The organism is Sphingobacterium sp. BIGb0116, from assembly GCF_024808035.1.
Lineage (GTDB): Bacteria > Bacteroidota > Bacteroidia > Sphingobacteriales > Sphingobacteriaceae > Sphingobacterium > Sphingobacterium paramultivorum.
In genome coordinates this window covers 87,130-103,707 of sequence record NZ_JANUDT010000010.1, presented here as the reverse complement: position 1 = coordinate 103,707, position 16,578 = coordinate 87,130, and the positions used below count along the sequence as shown (strand labels likewise).

At 40.1% G+C, this 16,578-nt stretch carries 16 protein-coding genes and 1 pseudogene; 16 read left to right on the top strand and 1 reads right to left on the bottom strand.

Features of this window, described 5'->3' with window-relative positions; translation table 11 throughout:
• Positions 1-3: 3 nt before the first annotated feature.
• From M2419_RS21980 to M2419_RS21950, 7 genes and pseudogenes are all read left to right on the top strand, one after another.
• A complete protein-coding gene (locus M2419_RS21980; RefSeq protein WP_153844928.1) occupies positions 4-3,345 on the top strand; it encodes a TonB-dependent receptor in 3,342 nt (1,113 codons plus the stop codon).
• A 108-nt stretch (positions 3,346-3,453) separates the two neighbouring features.
• Positions 3,454-5,346 (top strand): RagB/SusD family nutrient uptake outer membrane protein, encoded by a 1,893-nt coding sequence (locus M2419_RS21975; protein WP_259255616.1) that lies wholly within the window; start codon positions 3,454-3,456, stop codon positions 5,344-5,346.
• A gap of 139 nt (positions 5,347-5,485) precedes the next feature.
• Positions 5,486-6,754: a DUF2264 domain-containing protein gene (locus M2419_RS21970; protein WP_153844930.1), complete on the top strand. Its 1,269-nt coding sequence runs from the start codon at positions 5,486-5,488 to the stop codon at positions 6,752-6,754.
• A 38-nt stretch (positions 6,755-6,792) separates the two neighbouring features.
• The gene (locus M2419_RS21965; protein WP_153844931.1) at positions 6,793-8,067 is read left to right on the top strand and encodes a glycoside hydrolase family 88 protein; all 1,275 of its coding nucleotides are present in this window, start codon (positions 6,793-6,795) and stop codon (positions 8,065-8,067) included.
• A 590-nt stretch (positions 8,068-8,657) separates the two neighbouring features.
• Positions 8,658-9,125, top strand: coding sequence for a hypothetical protein (locus M2419_RS21960; RefSeq protein ID WP_259255615.1), 468 nt, complete (start codon positions 8,658-8,660; stop codon positions 9,123-9,125).
• A 132-nt stretch (positions 9,126-9,257) separates the two neighbouring features.
• Positions 9,258-9,449 (top strand): annotated as a pseudogene (locus M2419_RS27410) (glucuronyl hydrolase); the annotation flags it as partial.
• 528 nt (positions 9,450-9,977) lie between these two features.
• Positions 9,978-10,931 carry a YafY family protein gene (locus M2419_RS21950; RefSeq protein ID WP_153844933.1) on the top strand — a complete coding sequence of 318 codons (954 nt, stop codon included), beginning with the start codon at positions 9,978-9,980 and terminating at the stop codon, positions 10,929-10,931.
• A gap of 151 nt (positions 10,932-11,082) precedes the next feature.
• On the opposite strand, the gene M2419_RS21945 is transcribed toward M2419_RS21950, so the two are convergent.
• Positions 11,083-11,553: a DinB family protein gene (locus M2419_RS21945; protein WP_153844934.1), complete on the bottom strand. Its 471-nt coding sequence runs from the start codon at positions 11,551-11,553 to the stop codon at positions 11,083-11,085.
• Between the two features lie 338 nt (positions 11,554-11,891).
• On the opposite strand from M2419_RS21945, the gene rplC reads away from it, so the two are divergent.
• From rplC to rpmC, 9 genes are all read left to right on the top strand, one after another.
• Positions 11,892-12,509 carry a 50S ribosomal protein L3 gene (gene rplC, locus M2419_RS21940; protein ID WP_104385215.1) on the top strand — a complete coding sequence of 206 codons (618 nt, stop codon included), beginning with the start codon at positions 11,892-11,894 and terminating at the stop codon, positions 12,507-12,509.
• A 5-nt stretch (positions 12,510-12,514) separates the two neighbouring features.
• A complete protein-coding gene (gene rplD, locus M2419_RS21935) occupies positions 12,515-13,144 on the top strand; it encodes a 50S ribosomal protein L4 (protein ID WP_075990873.1) in 630 nt (209 codons plus the stop codon).
• A 1-nt stretch (position 13,145) separates the two neighbouring features.
• Positions 13,146-13,436: a 50S ribosomal protein L23 gene (gene rplW / locus M2419_RS21930; RefSeq protein WP_075990874.1), complete on the top strand. Its 291-nt coding sequence runs from the start codon at positions 13,146-13,148 to the stop codon at positions 13,434-13,436.
• Between the two features lie 6 nt (positions 13,437-13,442).
• Complete coding sequence (rplB, locus tag M2419_RS21925) at positions 13,443-14,270, top strand: 50S ribosomal protein L2 (protein ID WP_046674867.1); 828 nt, start codon at positions 13,443-13,445, stop codon at positions 14,268-14,270.
• Positions 14,270-14,536 (top strand): 30S ribosomal protein S19, encoded by a 267-nt coding sequence (gene rpsS / locus M2419_RS21920; RefSeq protein WP_002997495.1) that lies wholly within the window; start codon positions 14,270-14,272, stop codon positions 14,534-14,536. Before rplB ends, rpsS begins: the two co-directional genes overlap by 1 nt.
• Positions 14,537-14,542: 6 nt before the next feature.
• Positions 14,543-14,977, top strand: a complete 435-nt coding sequence (rplV, locus tag M2419_RS21915; RefSeq protein WP_077438121.1) for a 50S ribosomal protein L22 — start codon at positions 14,543-14,545, stop codon at positions 14,975-14,977.
• 11 nt (positions 14,978-14,988) lie between these two features.
• Positions 14,989-15,783, top strand: coding sequence for a 30S ribosomal protein S3 (gene rpsC, locus M2419_RS21910; RefSeq protein ID WP_046674869.1), 795 nt, complete (start codon positions 14,989-14,991; stop codon positions 15,781-15,783).
• Between the two features lie 60 nt (positions 15,784-15,843).
• Positions 15,844-16,266, top strand: coding sequence for a 50S ribosomal protein L16 (gene rplP, locus M2419_RS21905; protein WP_046674870.1), 423 nt, complete (start codon positions 15,844-15,846; stop codon positions 16,264-16,266).
• Positions 16,267-16,358: 92 nt separating this feature from the next.
• Positions 16,359-16,577 (top strand): 50S ribosomal protein L29, encoded by a 219-nt coding sequence (gene rpmC, locus M2419_RS21900; protein WP_153844935.1) that lies wholly within the window; start codon positions 16,359-16,361, stop codon positions 16,575-16,577.
• Position 16,578: the final 1 nt, after the last annotated feature.

Sequence of the window (16,578 nt, the reverse complement as noted above, 5' to 3'; positions counted from 1 at the left end):
AGTATGGCAAAGTTTTACAAAGTTGGACTGTCTGCTATGATGATGTTTACTGTGGGTGCGAGTATGGCACAACAGAAAATTTCAATTACGGGGCGGATTACAGACAGTCAAGGAGCACCTTTATCGGGTGTAACGATTCGAGAAAAGGGTGGAAAGACCGCCACTTCAACAAATGAGGCAGGTCAATATGCCATTTCTGTTTTAGAAAATGCTACATTACTGATTTCATATATAGGATATCAGGATCAAGAAATCAATCCTAAAGGGCGTTCGATAATTAATATCAGTCTGGAAAAAAACACCTCAGCGCTTGATGAAGTTGTTGTTGTGGGTTATGGCACGCAGAAAAAAGTCAATTTGACTGGATCTGTCGCTACTGTCGGTGCAGATAAACTTACAAATAGACCGATAATGAACCTTGCCGCGGCTCTAGGTGGAACTGCACCTGGTATACGTGTTACGCAGGGCAATGGGAATCCCGGAAGCGAGGATGTGTCCATTCGTGTTCGTGGTACAGGGTCTTTCAATAATAATAACCCGCTGATTCTTGTTGATGGTGCTGTAGCCGATATGGTTCCATTAAATACGGATGATATCGAGAATATTTCTATTTTGAAAGACGCGGCTTCAGCAGCAATTTATGGATCTCGTGCTGCTAATGGCGTCATTCTCGTAACTACTAAAAAAGGGCGGAAAGGTGAGGCGCCTAAAATAACATTCAATGCATTGTATGCGCGTGAGAAAGCGCAAACTGATTTGAAATTTATGTCGAGTACAGCAGATTGGATGGAACTACACAACATCGCTAAGGTGAATGCTAACCCGACTTCGACATCTCCTGATTATACACTTTCAACGATTGAAGACTGGCGCAAAGCAAATGCTGATCCTAATGGTACATATACTAATCCGATCACTGGGAACAGCATCCCTAATTGGTTGGCATATCCAAATACTGATTGGGCGCAGGTTCTCTTCCAGCCTCAATATTATCAGCGATATGGTGTTTCAGTAACTGGAGGGAGTGATAAATCTTCTTATCTCATGTCCGCCGGATACCAAAATAATCCTGGAACGTTGGCAAATACTGGAATGAAGAGATTCAACATTCGGACCAATTTGGAAACAAAAATTGCGGATAGAATTACTTTTGGAACACAAACCTATGCTACAAAGGAGTATAAGCAGCCTGGTAGCACTTCAATGACTTATTTGCTTCAGGCTTTTCCAGGAATGACACCAATTTATGAGGGAAAATATGGATCCAGTGAAGATCCCAACACAACAAATAAGGATAATATTCTCCAACAGGTGGCTTCGAATGGTGGAGAAAACAACTACACACGTATCAATAGCACATGGTATGCTAACGCGGACCTTTGGAAGGGAATTATTGCAGAGGCTCGCTTTAACTACAGTGAGTATACGCGTGAAGATGAAAATTATTCCCAAAATTTGCCGAGGTATAGTTTTAGAGAAAGCTTTGAGAAGCCTAAAGAGGGTATAGGAAATTTGGACCAGGCGACAACTTACCGTTTTTCTTATAAATCTTCCAGTTATACAGCGAATGCATTATTGCGTTATGCACATACTTTTGGAAAACACGATGTTGGCGGATTAGTAGGTTACGAGCAATATTATTCAAAGACAAGTGGGTTTAATGCTACTCAACGAGGATTGCTTGATTGGAGTGTTACTGATATAAACTCGGGAGGTACAATGGAGTCCATTGGCGGCTCTGATCAGAATAGAAAAGATAATGCAAAAGCGGAGAACGCAATGATTTCTTATTTTGGGCGGGTAAACTATGCCTATGATGGTAAATATTTGTTCGAAGGAAACTTTCGTTCGGATGCGTCATCTAAGTTTGCTCCAGGACATCGCACAGGATTTTTCCCTTCTTTCTCGGCAGGTTGGGTTATCAGTAACGAAGGGTTTTTTGATCCAGCCAAAACAACGGTTAATTACTTAAAGCTTAGAGGGTCCTATGGAACCTTAGGGAATACAATAAGTGGAAATTACGATTGGCAGACTCTTTATCAGAAAGTGAATAATGTATTTAACGAGTCGGTTGCGAATGGGGTTATTCAGCAAACTATCCAAAATCTTAGTTTATCATGGGAGAAACTAACGACATATAATGTTGGGTTGGAAGCCAGTTTCTTAAATCGTCGTTTGAGTGTCGAGGCCGATATGTATTCCCGAAAGACTTCTGATATCTTAACGGCAGCTATTATTTATTTGACGATGGGTAATATCAATGCACCGATGTCCAATACTGCTTCAATGAATAATAAAGGGATAGAACTAAATTTGGGGTGGAACGACAAAATTGGAGATTTCAGGTATGGAGTTAGTGGTAATATCTCTTACAACATGAACAGAGTTTCCGGATTTAAAGGAACGTTAAAGTATGAACAAGATCCATCGACTCTCGATATTTGGGGTAATCCAACTTGGCGTTATACGAATTTAGCAGATGTGTCTACAGGAGGAAACGAGCGTCGTGTGGAACAGCATATGCTTGACGAATGGTTTTTAAGAAAGCCTTACGCGGGTACTGGAACTTATATGAAATCTGATGGAAGTGTAGATCCCAATGGTGGTCCAACAGATGGAATGATTCGTACTAAAGCCGACCTGGAGTGGGTGAAATCCATGATTGCTGCAAATTATTCTTTCAATAACAATACAGTGGGCCCGGGAGCAGCAAATATTTGGTATGGACAAATGCTTATGGCAGATGCGAACGGTGATGGTAAGTACGGTAATGATGATGACCGTGAATTCACTGGGAAGTCTTCTGTTGCCAAATTTGTGTTTGGCTTAAATCTGACAGCAGCGTACAAGGGCTTTGATCTAAGCATGCTTTTGGCGGGACGTGTCGGCTCTTATCATTATATTAATGAGCGTGGATCTAATGGATCAATCTTAGCGAATACAGGTGATCAATTGCCAGCAGATGCCTGGACCAAATATTATTCTTATGATGCAGTAAGAGCAAATAGCGATTATGATAATTATGATCCTGCTACAGATCCAAATGCAAATATAAATGGTAAATATCCACGTTTACTTTCTTCAAGTTCAATCATGCAGGCTAATACATTCTATCTGTACAATACCTCGTATTTAAAGTTAAAGTCTTTGCAGTTGGGGTACACATTTCCTAAAAAATGGATTAATCAAGCTAAAATTAAAGACTTAAGGGTATTTGTAACTGGAGAAAACCTATTGACTTTTAAACATAAAGACTTTCCAGGAGTGGACCCGGAATTAGGTGGTTCATTGATTGTTTATCCGATCGCGAAGTTATATTCCGCCGGGGTATCAGTAACTTTTTAACTTAATCTCAGAACAGAAGGATAAGTTAATTTGAGTTTTCAATAGAGTAAGACTTAGACTAGCATCTTAATCTTAAACTCTGTTTAGTCAAATAAAATAGAAATAGAGATGAAAAAAATATTAAAATCTGTCATAGCAATTAGTATAGCAAGTTCTTTATCGTCTTGTACGAAAATATTGGACCTTGCACCTAATGACAAAATATCTTCGGGAACAATGTGGTCAACGGAAACGCTGGTTGATCAAGGGGTAATAGGTGTTTACTATTCGTTACAACGTCCGGTAAGAAGTGACGGAATTGTAGGGACATCTGCAAATATTGGGTATTATGCTTATGAGGCATTTGGTATGACTGGTCAAGGTGAATATAACTTAAATAACCTTTTCTCCAGCGCTGTGAATCCAAGTAATTCCTATTTTTCATTCCAATGGAAATGGTTGTATGATGGTGTACATCGCGCTAACGATGCAATTGTTCATATTCCCGGTGCGACGATGGCTCAGGAGAAAAAGAATAAATTAGTAGCCGAATGTAAAGTATTACGAGCCTTTTTTTACATGCGGCTCAATGAACTGTATGGTCGGAATGGTTTAGGTGTTCCTATTTACACCGAGCCTATCAGTCCTGCAGAAGGTAATAAAGGGCAGAGTTCAGAAGAGGATGTTTGGGCGCTTATTATTAAAGATTTGACTGATGCAATCAATGAGAGTGCTTTGCCGAACAATCAAATCCAAGGTGAAGGACGTGTGAGTAAAGGTGCCGCTTATGCACTACGTGGCCGTGCTTATCTTATGACCAAAAAATACGATCAGGCAGTTGCTGATTTTGCGAAAGTTGGAGAGAGCGGCTATAAACTCTTTTCAAATTATAAGCAATTATTTAAAGTTGCCAATGAACGTTGTGAAGAGATGATTTTGAGCGTTCAATATATTGAGGAACCTTCAGGATACGGTTCTGCCGTACAGAAATATACCGCCGCATTTCAACAGGGAGCAAAAGATAGTAGAGGGTGTTGGACAGATTTGCAAGTAACCCCGGCTTTGGTCAATTTGTATGAAGAAATAATTGATGGTACTACTGTACGTCCTTTTAGTTGGTCGGATTATATTCCTGAATGGAATACTGTAAATGCTTTAGGAGCTCCCAATAGAAAGGTCTTTTTTATACGAGACCAAAAAGTTAACGGAAATGATGTTCACCCTACGGTAACCACAGTAATCAATACAGAATTAAATAAATTGAATAGTACTGCGCGAGTGTTGTATCTGCCTGAGGGTAACGAAGCACGGCTTAAAGCAGCTTATGCAAATAGGGATCCACGGTTAGCTTATAATGTAGTGACTCCTTATGCATCTTTCCAGGGAGTGAATAGCAATTCCACGGCTGCAGGTATGTATACATACAGATTCCCAGTCACAGGTAAGTACTATGTAGACCAATCTGGAGCTGAGCCCAATTTAAATAGTAGTTTACCTGGTAGTTATTATACTTCGGGAAGTGCCAATGCGCAGGCAGAATTTAAGTATATCCATCGTAAGTTTGTGGGCGAAGGGTTAGAATATGCTCGCCGTGAGCAAAATCCGGTCGACGAACCTATTATTCGTTATGCTGATGTTTTGTTGATGTGGGCAGAAGCATTAGTCGAAATGAATGATTTACCTGGTGCGATGGCAAAAGTAAAACAGGTCAGAGATCGGGTTGGAATTCCAACAATGGCCTCTTCTTTTTCAGATCAAACCAAAGCACGGAATTATGTACGAGATGAACGGCGCCGGGAATTAATTGGTGAAGGAGTTAACTTTTTTGATGAAATGCGTTGGAAGACACTGAAAGAAACAAAGTTCAACGAAAAATTCGCACAACATGTTTGGGGTGGCACAGAAAATACTGGTGGTACCACTTATGAATGGATAGGTGACCAATGGTACACGTGGCCAGTCCCTAAATCTGAAATAGAGTTAAATAAAAATTTGAAGCCAACACCAGGGTGGGTTTATTAAGTAAAGAAGTTGTTATCAATCGCTCACGCAATCGTTTGCTAGAGCGATTGATTTTTTTTGATTTGTTTTTTTAGCTTAAAATAAAGATTTTTAATGTTTTGTGTAACACTTCGATTATGTTCGTTATAAACCAATGTCAATGAAAAGAAGACTCTTATTAAAACTATTGGGCGGTGCCGGGATGGGCGCACTGGCGACATCTTTTGCTGGTGATGCGAAAGCCAATGTTGCCGCGTCGGAAAGAAATAATTACAGCGAGAACGATCGTGCCTATTGGGTGTCTATTTTACATAAGATGGCTGCTCCAATATTAGGCAATATCAGTAAGCAACAATGGCGTAAAAATATGCCGATGGAAGTGAGCCCTACTTTTGATAGTCGAGACCCTGGAGTCGGATACTTAGAAGCTTTCGGTCGTTTGTTGGCAGGTATGGCTCCTTGGTTGGCTTTGCCAGATGACGCAACTGAAGAAGGTCAATTGCGTAAAAAATTACGTGACCAAGCATTACTCGGTATACAATATGGTGTCGATCCTAAATCGCCGGATTATTTTACCTGGCGAGGCCCTTCATCCCAAACACTCGTCGATGCGGCGCATCTTGCGCTGGCTTTTTTGAGGGCCCCACAGGCTTTATGGCAGCCTTTGGACCAAGTTACTAAAAAAAGAGTAGTTGAAGAATTCAAACTGCTGCGGAAGATCAAGCCGAATGAGAGTAATTGGTTGCTGTTTGCCGCGATGACAGAGACATTTCTCTATAGCATCGGGGAGGAGTGCGCGCGTGAAAAGATCGATTATGCAGTCAATAAATTTGATCAGGAATGGTATGTCGGAGATGGCTGGTACAGCGACGGAGCGCGTTTTAGTTTTGATCATTACAATGGGTATGTGATTCACTGCATGCAGGTTGAGTCGCTACGCCATAATATTACCGCCGGCGGAAAATACAAAGAAATGTATGATAGAGCGTATAAACGAATGCAGCGCTATGCACATCATTTGGAACGTATGATTTCTCCAGAAGGTCACTATGTCGTTGTCGGTCGCTCGTCAACTTATAAGAATGCAGCGTTCCAACCTTTGGCGACAGTTGCTTTAGAAAACAAGCTACCTGAGGATATCTCAAAAGGACAGGTCCGGGCAGCTCTTACAGCGATATTAAGGCATATTTATATTGACAAAACCTTTGCCTCGTCAGGATGGCTGCGTATGGGAGTGGTAGGTGATAAACAATCCAATCTCGCAGATTACTATACAAATGCAGGGTCTATGTATGTGGCCTCCCTGTCATTCTTGCCTTTGGGATTACCTGCAGACGATGAGTTCTGGACCTGTGCTTCACAACCCTGGACTTCTCAGAAATGCTGGAGTGCCGAGCAATTTCCGAAGGACTATTATGTAAGTTATTAAATAAAACAAGAATAGAGGGTTCTAAATTTTATATAAACATGAAGATACAACATTATATTACGGGGGGCCTAATCATTGGGCTGGGAATGCAAGGAATTTCTTGTTCTAGTCAACGGAATTTAGGATCCGTTAAGTTGGGGCTTGACAAAGAATTCGTTCATTCAAATTTAGAAGATGCACATAAACAAATCGCTTACCTCGCAGCATCGATCAATGAATCCGATATGCCCACGACTTATAAAGATGGTAAATATGTGAATTGGGGTTCGAGTTGGTGGTGTTCGGGGTTTTATCCCGGTACAGTGCTCTATCTCTATGAATATACCAAAGATGAGAAGCTATTAACGGAAGCGAAAAGTAAGTTAAAAGAACTCGAGAAGGAGAAGAACAACAAGGGAACACATGATTTGGGCTTTATGTTATACTGCAGTTTTGGTAATGCATTACGTTTGACGGGAGATTCAGCTGCTTATAAGGAGATTTTAAGTACAGGAGCAGCATCGCTGGCAACACGTTTCCATGTAGCACCGCAAACGATTCGTTCATGGGATGGTGGCAAAAACTGGGATGACCAACCCTGGACCTATCCAGTGATCATCGACAATATGATGAACCTGGAGTTTTTGACGGAAGTTTCCAAAATGACAGGAGACAAACGCTATCGTGATATTGCTATAACGCATGCAAATACAACGATGGTCAATCACTATCGAAAAGATTATAGTTCCTACCATGTGGTGGATTACAATCCGAAAGATGGACGTATTATTTCGAGAAAGACGGCACAAGGCGCTTTTGATGAGTCTGCATGGGCTAGGGGACAGTCTTGGGGACTTTATGGTTATACAATGATGTACCGCGAAACGGGCGACAAGAAATATTTGGAGCAGGCTAGGCATATTGCTCAGTTTTATCTGAATCATCCCAATCTTCCGAAAGATCTGATACCTTATTGGGATATGGATCAGAATAAACTTACGCCGGACAGTAAATATTATAGCCAAAAAGATCTTCGCGATGTGTCGACAGCTTCAGTGACTGCTTCGGCTTTGCTGGAACTGGCACAATACACAACAGGCAGTGAAAGCCAGCTGTATATCTCGAAGGCTGAGCAGATGTTGCGCTCGCTTTCTTCTAAACCCTACAAAGCAGATTACAAGGAAGCCGGTGGCTACGTCTTGAAACATAGCGTCGGTTCAATCCCACATAAAACAGAGGTGGATGTGCCTTTAACCTATGCCGATTACTATTATGTAGAGGCATTGGTGCGGTATGACCGATTGCTCCGCGGAGAAAAGGTGATTAAACAATAGACGATAAGGCACGTTTAAACTGTTCTTAAAATAAGTGTTGTTTTAGGAACAGTTTTAGCCGTTTGTGCTCTTGGGAAAAATGCAGTTCCAACCAATCCCAAATTTTCATTGGAGCATCTCCTGTTATAATAGTCGCGATAGACCCATAATATTTGGCGAGATCTGTCACCCGGATGTGTCAGATCTATACCGCTCCGTTTATACGTTACCAATATCATAAATCTAACAAAGAATGAAAACAACAAATAGTAAAGTCAGATTTATTGAAATTACACTTATTGTGTTTTTTAGGGGTCGGTAAGTTCTTGTATTTTAAAATTGTATATTCTGATCAAGTAATCATTTGGACGTATTAGTAGGCAGTACACCTATTTTTTTACGGAGAATTTTTTAAAGCGATGCGCCGTTGATCTTTCAACCATAATTATTAATGGTGAGGCATCATTCGCTAATGATCGAGAAACTTTAGTCAATTTATCTAAAAGAAAGGAGGCCCTTATGATTTAGTTAAGACAGAAGCCAATTGTTGATAAGCTATATCTCAAAAAAGCTTATTGAAATAGTCAATTATTTATAAACACTTTTGAATTATGTTAAAAAAATCATTTATAATAGCCTTTGCGTTATTTATTGTCACTGGTTTGTTCGTTCAAGCTAGAGATTTGAGTGTACCAGCAGCAGTAAAATTATCTAATAAACGAAATATAATTTCTACGGAAAATGTTGGGGCAAAAAAAAATACCAAAACGACTATTAAAACACTAAGCAGCACATTCGACTTTTATGTGTATAACTTTAGTAATTCACCCATTTATTTGACCTTTAGCGGGAATTTTCCAGGAGGAACCACACAGCATGTTGTAGTCCCTGCGAATACGTTGTCTTATCCAGTCAATATTCAAAGTGGAAATTATGATATTTATGCAAGTTGTCCTAGTTGGTTAACAATGTGGTATGCGATGAGCTGCGGTCATTCGGGCTCCGGACAATCTTACACTTTCGAAAATGTTTATTTGAGCGATACTGGCTGTACATCGTTAGATGTCGGAAGCAATTAAATTGCCCAAAATAATTAATGTTGCTGTCTCAATGTCTTCATTGGGGCAGCTATTTACTATTTCGGTCGAATACGATGGTAGAAGCCGAAAGAATTTTTGATCCGCTACATCGCGAAGGCTAAGCAGATGTAGCGGTCGCTTTCTTCTAAACCCTACAAAGCAGATTATAAAGAAGCCGGTGGCTATATCTTGAAGCATAGTGTCGGATCAATTCCACATAAAACAGAAGTGGATGTGCCCTTGACCTATGCCGATTACTACTATGTGGAGGCATTGGTGCGATATGATCGGTTGCTCCGAGGAGAAAAGGTAATCAAGCAATAAGGAGTGACTTTTTTAAGTTTTCAACAAAGTTATTAACACGATGTGGAAAAGTGAAGTATATAGGTACTTCACTTTTTTTGTTTTATTGGATTTAACGCTCTCAATCTAAAAACAAGTTTCTTCATGTTGTACTTGATTCTATTCTCTGTCAAATACAGTCTCTTTCATCTAGTGCACATGGGTAGTATAACATGATATTATTTTCTATATTAATAGGGGTTTTATAGGGGGATAACAGGGGGTTAGCAGGGGGTTAACAGGGGTACTACCCCTGTTAACCCCCTGCTAACCCCTAATAAAAATAGTGTTACTCCTTTTTTAATTCGGAATCTGATGTTAACTTGTTAATTATTTGCTCCTGAAGAAGCCAGTTACAGGTAAGCTTTATATTTGATATACGTTCGATAAAGATACACGAGCAGAACTATATATTTTGCTGTATTATATTTGCCGTGTTCCATAATTTAAAACTTTGCCATTTTTTGTGACATTCATTAAATCATTTGGGCTTTTTGTACCTTTATCCCAATGACCGATATTCAAAAGAGATTCGACCGCATACTCGCTATTTATATGCATCTACAAGCTAAACCTGTGGTCACCGCCGCTGCTTTGGCAGAACGTTATGAAGTTAGTCAGCGTACGATTTATCGTGATATCAGATCCCTGATGCAAGCTGGAATTCCGATTTATGGTGAAGCGGGAAGCGGTTATTCTTTGGTGGAGGGATATAAGATGCCGCCTCTGCAATTTACCCGAGAGGAGGCATTGAGTTTTGTCGCAGCGGAGAAACTGGTGGAAAAGTATACAGATCGGAATCTTGCGCATCATTTTACAACAGCATTGCTGAAAATGAAAGCCATATTGCGGGGCAATGAAAAAGAACAGGTGGCCTTAGTAGGGGATAACTTTCTGGTGCGCGGTGGGCGTCATCAATTCAATGAGAAGCTTACCCATGGCACCAATATACTGATCGAAAGTATCGCTGCAAAGAAATGTGTGGAAATCTATTATTCCAAACCTTCGGATAAAACTCCAGAAAGGCGTGAAATCGAAGCTGTGGGTATTTTTGTGGAGAGCAAGTTTTGGTATGTCCTTGCTTTTTGTAGATTACGGAAAGATTATAGGCAATTCCGTTTGGATAGAATAAACAATATTAGAATACTTGCCGATGACTTTGCAAAGGAGCATCCTGAACTTTCATCTTTTCTGAATAAACGTCATGACGTTCCCACGACAAAAGTTGTCGTGCAAGTGGACAAGGATATGGCCCGCTATATGGAATGGGATCGCCACTATTTTGGTTTCCAAAAAGAAACGGTCACTGATAACTATGTGGAAATGCATTTTGAAAGCATTAATATGGAGAATGGCTTTGCGCGTTGGTATCTGATGTTTGCCGATAAAGGAACAATTATTGAACCTGAATCGTTAAAAGAGGTCGTAAAGCGGTTGCTCTCATCGGCATTGGAGCAAGTTTAGTCAAAAACGACGAAATCAGCCTTGCTGCTATTGTACGCAAAAAACTTGTTCGGCTGAAAGGACAGGTACCGAACAAGTCATTTGTAGGCTGTACTAAAAATAAGCTTCAGCGCTCTGTTAAGAAGGAATTTTCATTGCAGACATTACCTATTTAACCTCTTTCCCAAAAAAATGGAGGTTCTATGCCGAGTAATCTTAGATAAACAAATCCCTGACCGCGGTGGTGGATCTCATTGTCGATAAAATAAAATATGCTGTGGATAATGGGCGATTTGTATTGTCCAAATAAATTGAACTCTTCGGCAAAGCGTTCTTCTGGGATTTGATTGAACAGTTCACTGATCTGAGGAGTAGCTTCATCCCAAGCCTGAAGCAATTGTGCTTTGGTCGAATAACTGAGATTCTCATTGAGTTCGCCGCTCTTGTTGTTGACAATCTCTTGGAGACCTGGAACAGCAATACCTAATAGCTCCTTAATCATATCTGCAAAGGTGCGCATGCCTTCTACTTTGTAATCGAACAATCCTTCTTCTGGAAATTTTTCAATGGTTTGTCTTGTTAGGTTTCTGTGGCCTAACCAATGCTGAAGTAGCTCGTTCTTGGAAATGATTTCTGTTTTCATGATTCTCGTATTTAAAGTTTTTGAGTAAGCTATACATCGCCTTCTGCGTTGTATGACAGTTCAAAATTACTGCGGTTTGTGACAGCTGTGTGGCAGTATAAATTCGGAATACTAATTTTATTTTTTTTTGAGGGCGTTTATTTCGTGTATGGAATGTTGAAGGGATAAATCGTAAAATAGGAGGGGAGAATAAAAAGAAGTAGAAAATAAAAAAAATAATTCACTAATTATTTGACAGTTATAAAAATGTTTGTAACTTTGCAGTCCCTTAATGGGAATAGTGTGTCTTGAGCGAAGCCCTACTGCTTCGAAGGACTTTTAATTAATTAATTTACAACATGTCAGGTATTATTGGAAAAAAAGTAGGAATGACGAGCCTGTTTAACGCTGATGGGAAAAATATTCCTTGTACAGTGATTCAGGCCGGGCCGTGCGTGGTTACGCAGATACGTACGGAAGAAAAGGATGGCTACTCGGCAATTCAACTTGGTTTCGACGAAGCTAAGGAGAAAAACACGACAGCTCCTTTGAAAGGGCACTTTGCGAAAGCAAACACAACGCCTAAGCGTAAGTTGGTAGAGTTTAAAACTTTCCCAGATGCAAAACAACTTGGTGACGTAGTTGACGTTACACTTTTCGAGGAAGGCGAATTCGTGGATGTAGTCGGTACTTCAAAAGGTAAAGGTTTCCAAGGTGTAATGAAACGTCATGGATTTGGTGGTGTAGGTGGTGCGACTCACGGTCAGCACAACAGATTACGTGCTCCAGGTTCATTAGGTGCTTCATCATGGCCTTCACGCGTATTCAAAGGTATGCGCATGGCGGGTCGTACAGGTGGTGACAGAGTTAAAGTTCAAAACTTACAGGTGTTGAAAGTTTACGCTGAGCAAAACCTTATCGTTGTTAGTGGTTCCATTCCAGGAGCTAAAGGTTCTTATGTAATCGTAGACAAATAGTAGAGATGGAAGTTAAAGTTTTAAATTTATCAGGTAAAGAAACAGGTGCCAAGGTGCAACTTCCTGAGTCGGTATTTGGGTTAGAGCCTAACGATCATGCGATCTATTTGGATGTGAAACAATACTTAGCGAACCAACGCCAAGGAACTCACAAATCTAAACAACGTAACGAAATCGCGGGTTCTACTCGTAAATTACACAAACAAAAAGGTACTGGTGGTGCTCGTGCGGGTTCTATCAAGTCTCCATTGTTTAATGGTGGTGGTCGTGTATTCGGTCCTCAACCTCGTGACTACTCGTTCAAATTGAACAAAAAATTGAAACAAGTAGCACGTAAATCAGCGTTGTCTTACAAAGCAAAAGATAATAATATTGTGGTATTGGATGAAGTAAAATTCGATGCTATCAAAACTAAAAATTATGTTGCTTTAATAAATGCGTTGAATGTAGCTGATGAGAAAACATTGTTGGTATTGCCAGCTTACGATGAAATTGTTTATAAATCAAGCAGAAACTTGAAAAAAGCAAAAGTTATTGTTGCATCTGATTTAAATACATATGATGTATTGAACGCAACAAAATTATTGTTGACTACAGATTCTGTTAAATCTTTGGAGGAAGCATTAGCTAAGTAATATGGAAATTATTAAAAAACCTATCTTGACTGAGAAAGCTTCTATGTTAACGGAAAAATTAAACCGTTACGCTTTCAAAGTGGATCACAGAGCAAACAAAATCCAGATTAAAGCAGCTGTTGAGGCTATGTTTGGTGTTACAGTTCTTGCTGTAAACACTGCAGTAGTAGCTGGTAAAGCAAAAAGCCGTTACACAAAAGCAGGTTTCGTATCTGGTAGAGCTCCTAAGTATAAAAAGGCTGTCATTACTATTAAAGACGGCGAAACTATTGACTTTTACAGTACTATATAATAAAAAATGGCAGTTAAAAGATTCAAACCGGTAACCCCTGGTACTCGTTTCAGAGTAGGCGCTGACTACTCTGATGTTACTACAAACGTTCCTGAAAAATCGTTAGTAGTAAAAATCAACAAGAAATCAGGCGGTCGTAATAACTCCGGTAAAATGACTATGCGTTATCTCGGTGGGGGACATAAAAAAGTATACCGATTAATTGATTTCAAACGCGATAAAAAAGATATCCCTGCAAAAGTAGCTACTATTGAGTACGATCCAAATCGTACTGCTCGTATTGCATTGTTGCATTACGCTGATGGTGAAAAACGTTACATCCTTGCTCCAGCTGGTTTAGTAGTTGGTCAAACTGTAATCGCAGGTGATAAAGTTGCCCCAGAAGTTGGTAATACATTACCATTAGCAAACATTCCATTGGGTTCTATCATCCACAACATTGAATTAAATCCTGGTCAAGGTGGTTCAATTGCTCGTTCGGCTGGTACTTATGCTCAATTGTCTGCTCGTGATGGTAAATATGCCATCATCAAATTGCCTTCGAGCGAAACACGTATGATCTTATTGACTTGTGTTGCTACAATTGGTTCGGTATCGAACCATGAAAGATCTAACCAAGTGTTAGGTAAAGCAGGTCGCAAACGTTGGTTAGGTCGTCGTCCAAGAGTTCGTGGTGTTGCGATGAACCCAGTAGATCACCCTATGGGTGGTGGTGAAGGCCGTACTTCAGGAGGTCACCCACGCTCACGTACAGGTGTATTAGCTAAAGGCTTCAAAACACGTTACAAGAAGAAAACATCGAATCGTTACATCATTGAGAGAAGGAAAAAATAATGGCTCGTTCAATTAAAAAAGGTCCTTATATCGATCACAACTTAGAGAGAAAAGTTCTTTCTATGAATGAAACTAACAAGAAGTCAGTTATCAAAACATGGTCTCGTAGATCAATGATTTCCCCTGATTTTGTTGGCCATACCTTCGCAGTGCACAACGGGAATAAATTTATCCCTGTTTATGTAACAGAAAATATGGTAGGTCACAAGCTTGGTGAATTCGCTCCTACGCGTACATTCAGAGGCCACGCAGAAAAGAAAAAATAATAGGTAATGGAAGCAACAAAAAAACTTAAAAAGTCTGTCTTAATTAGACAACGCAAAGAGCAAGAGAAAGCTCAACAAGGAGGAGCTTCGGATGCCAAATTATTGAACTGCCCTACTTCGCCTCGTAAGATGCGTTTAGTGGTAGACTTAATTCGCGGTCAACGTGTGGAAAATGCATTATACATTTTGAAACACTCAAGTAAAGAAGCTGCTGCTCGTGTAGAAAAATTATTATTATCTGCAATCAAAAACTGGGAAGCCAAAAACGAAGGTAAATCAGTGGAAGAAAGCGAACTAATTGTAAAAGAAGTATCAGTAGGTGGCGGTCGTCAATTGAAAAGATTGCGCCCAGCTCCTCAAGGTCGCGGATACAGAGTTCGTAAACGTTCAAATCACGTTACGTTGGTAGTTGATAGCAAATTAAACGTTGAACAAAACTAATTTATTGAGAAATGGGACAAAAAGCAAATCCAATAGGTAGCAGATTAGGAATCATCAAAGGTTGGGATTCTAACTGGTTCGGAGGTAAAAACTATTCCGATAAATTAGTTGAAGACGAAAAAATCAGAAAATATCTTTCTGTTCGTATTGCAAAAGGTGGTGTAGCTAAAGTTGTTATCGAAAGAACTTTAAAACGTATCACTGTTACAATTCACACTGCTCGTCCAGGTATCGTTATCGGAAAAGGTGGTCAAGAAGTTGACAAGATCAAAGAAGAGTTGAAAAAACTGACTAAAAAGGATGTTCAAATCAACATTTTCGAGATCAAACGCCCTGAGTTAGATGCTAAGTTAGTAGCTGAAGGTGTCGCTAAACAATTAGAGGCACGTATTTCATTCCGTCGTGCAATGAAAACTTCAATCGCTTCTACAATGCGTATGGGTGCAGAAGGTATCAAAATCATGTGTTCTGGTCGTTTAGGTGGTGCTGAAATGGCGCGTACTGAACAATACAAAGAAGGAAGAACTCCTTTACACACATTACGTGCTGATATCGACTACGCTTTAGCTGAGGCATTGACTACATACGGTAAAATCGGTATCAAAGTTTGGATCTGTAAAGGTGAGGTTTACGGTAAACGTGACTTATCTCCAAACATTGGTCAAGCATCTGGTGTAAAATCACGTGGCAACCACGAAGGTGGTGGCGAACGTCGTGACAACCGTAATAACAAAGGTGGTCGCGGTGGAAATAACCGTGGTGGAAACAACCGTGGTGGAAGCAACCGTGGTCCGAAAAAAGATTAATAGTTTTATTTAGATTACAACAAAACCTGCTGAAAAAGCAGATTTAAAAAGTATACGAACATGTTACAGCCAAAAAGAACGAAGTTCAGAAAGATGCAGAAAGGCCGCATGAAAGGTAACGCTTCTCGTGGAGCGGAGTTAGCTTTCGGTTCTTTCGGTATCAAAACAATGGAGCAAGCATGGATCACTAGTCGTCAAATCGAGGCAGCTCGTATTGCGGTTACACGTTATATGAAACGTGAAGGTCAAGTTTGGATTCGTATTTTCCCTGACAAACCTGTTACCAAAAAACCTGCAGAGGTACGTATGGGTAAAGGTAAGGGTGCTCCAGAATACTGGGTAGCAGTAGTACGCCCAGGCCGTATGTTATTTGAAGCAGAAGGTGTGCCTTTGGAAATTGCCAAAGAAGCATTACGCCTTGCAGCTCAAAAACTTCCGGTTCAAACTAAGTTTGTGATTCGTAGAGACTACGTTGAAGCATAAAAATCTTGGTAATGTCATCATTTAAGCGTTAGGGCCGTTACCCCTAACGCTATATATAAAGCGATGATAACCCAAATAACAACTGAAAAAACATGAAAAATTCAGAAATTTTAGAATTATCTAATGAGGACTTAAAAGCTCGTCTTGTAGAAGAGAAAACAGCCCTTACAAAATTGAAATTTGCACATGCTGTTTCAGCTATTGAGAACCCTAACGTGATCAAAGCAGCACGCAGAACTATCGCTCGTATCAGTACAGAGATCAGTGCACGCAAAGCTGCAGCTAAAAATGAAACAGCCTCTGAGGCGTAAA

Excerpts from the sequence above, each read along its gene's own strand:
- M2419_RS21965 (WP_153844931.1), top strand. The coding sequence starts at position 6,793 with ATGAAGATACAACATTATATTACGGGGGGCCTAATCATTGGGCTGGGA.
- M2419_RS21960 (WP_259255615.1), top strand. The coding sequence starts at position 8,658 with ATGTTAAAAAAATCATTTATAATAGCCTTTGCGTTATTTATTGTCACT.
- M2419_RS21945 (WP_153844934.1), bottom strand. The coding sequence starts at position 11,553 with ATGAAAACAGAAATCATTTCCAAGAACGAGCTACTTCAGCATTGGTTA.
- rplC (WP_104385215.1), top strand. The coding sequence starts at position 11,892 with ATGTCAGGTATTATTGGAAAAAAAGTAGGAATGACGAGCCTGTTTAAC.
- rpmC (WP_153844935.1), top strand. The coding sequence starts at position 16,359 with ATGAAAAATTCAGAAATTTTAGAATTATCTAATGAGGACTTAAAAGCT.
- rplB (WP_046674867.1), top strand. The coding sequence starts at position 13,443 with ATGGCAGTTAAAAGATTCAAACCGGTAACCCCTGGTACTCGTTTCAGA.
- M2419_RS21950 (WP_153844933.1), top strand. The coding sequence starts at position 9,978 with ATGACCGATATTCAAAAGAGATTCGACCGCATACTCGCTATTTATATG.
- rplD (WP_075990873.1), top strand. The coding sequence starts at position 12,515 with ATGGAAGTTAAAGTTTTAAATTTATCAGGTAAAGAAACAGGTGCCAAG.
- rplW (WP_075990874.1), top strand. The coding sequence starts at position 13,146 with ATGGAAATTATTAAAAAACCTATCTTGACTGAGAAAGCTTCTATGTTA.
- rpsS (WP_002997495.1), top strand. The coding sequence starts at position 14,270 with ATGGCTCGTTCAATTAAAAAAGGTCCTTATATCGATCACAACTTAGAG.
- rplP (WP_046674870.1), top strand. The coding sequence starts at position 15,844 with ATGTTACAGCCAAAAAGAACGAAGTTCAGAAAGATGCAGAAAGGCCGC.
- M2419_RS21975 (WP_259255616.1), top strand. The coding sequence starts at position 3,454 with ATGAAAAAAATATTAAAATCTGTCATAGCAATTAGTATAGCAAGTTCT.
- M2419_RS21980 (WP_153844928.1), top strand. The coding sequence starts at position 4 with ATGGCAAAGTTTTACAAAGTTGGACTGTCTGCTATGATGATGTTTACT.
- rpsC (WP_046674869.1), top strand. The coding sequence starts at position 14,989 with ATGGGACAAAAAGCAAATCCAATAGGTAGCAGATTAGGAATCATCAAA.
- M2419_RS21970 (WP_153844930.1), top strand. The coding sequence starts at position 5,486 with ATGAAAAGAAGACTCTTATTAAAACTATTGGGCGGTGCCGGGATGGGC.
- rplV (WP_077438121.1), top strand. The coding sequence starts at position 14,543 with ATGGAAGCAACAAAAAAACTTAAAAAGTCTGTCTTAATTAGACAACGC.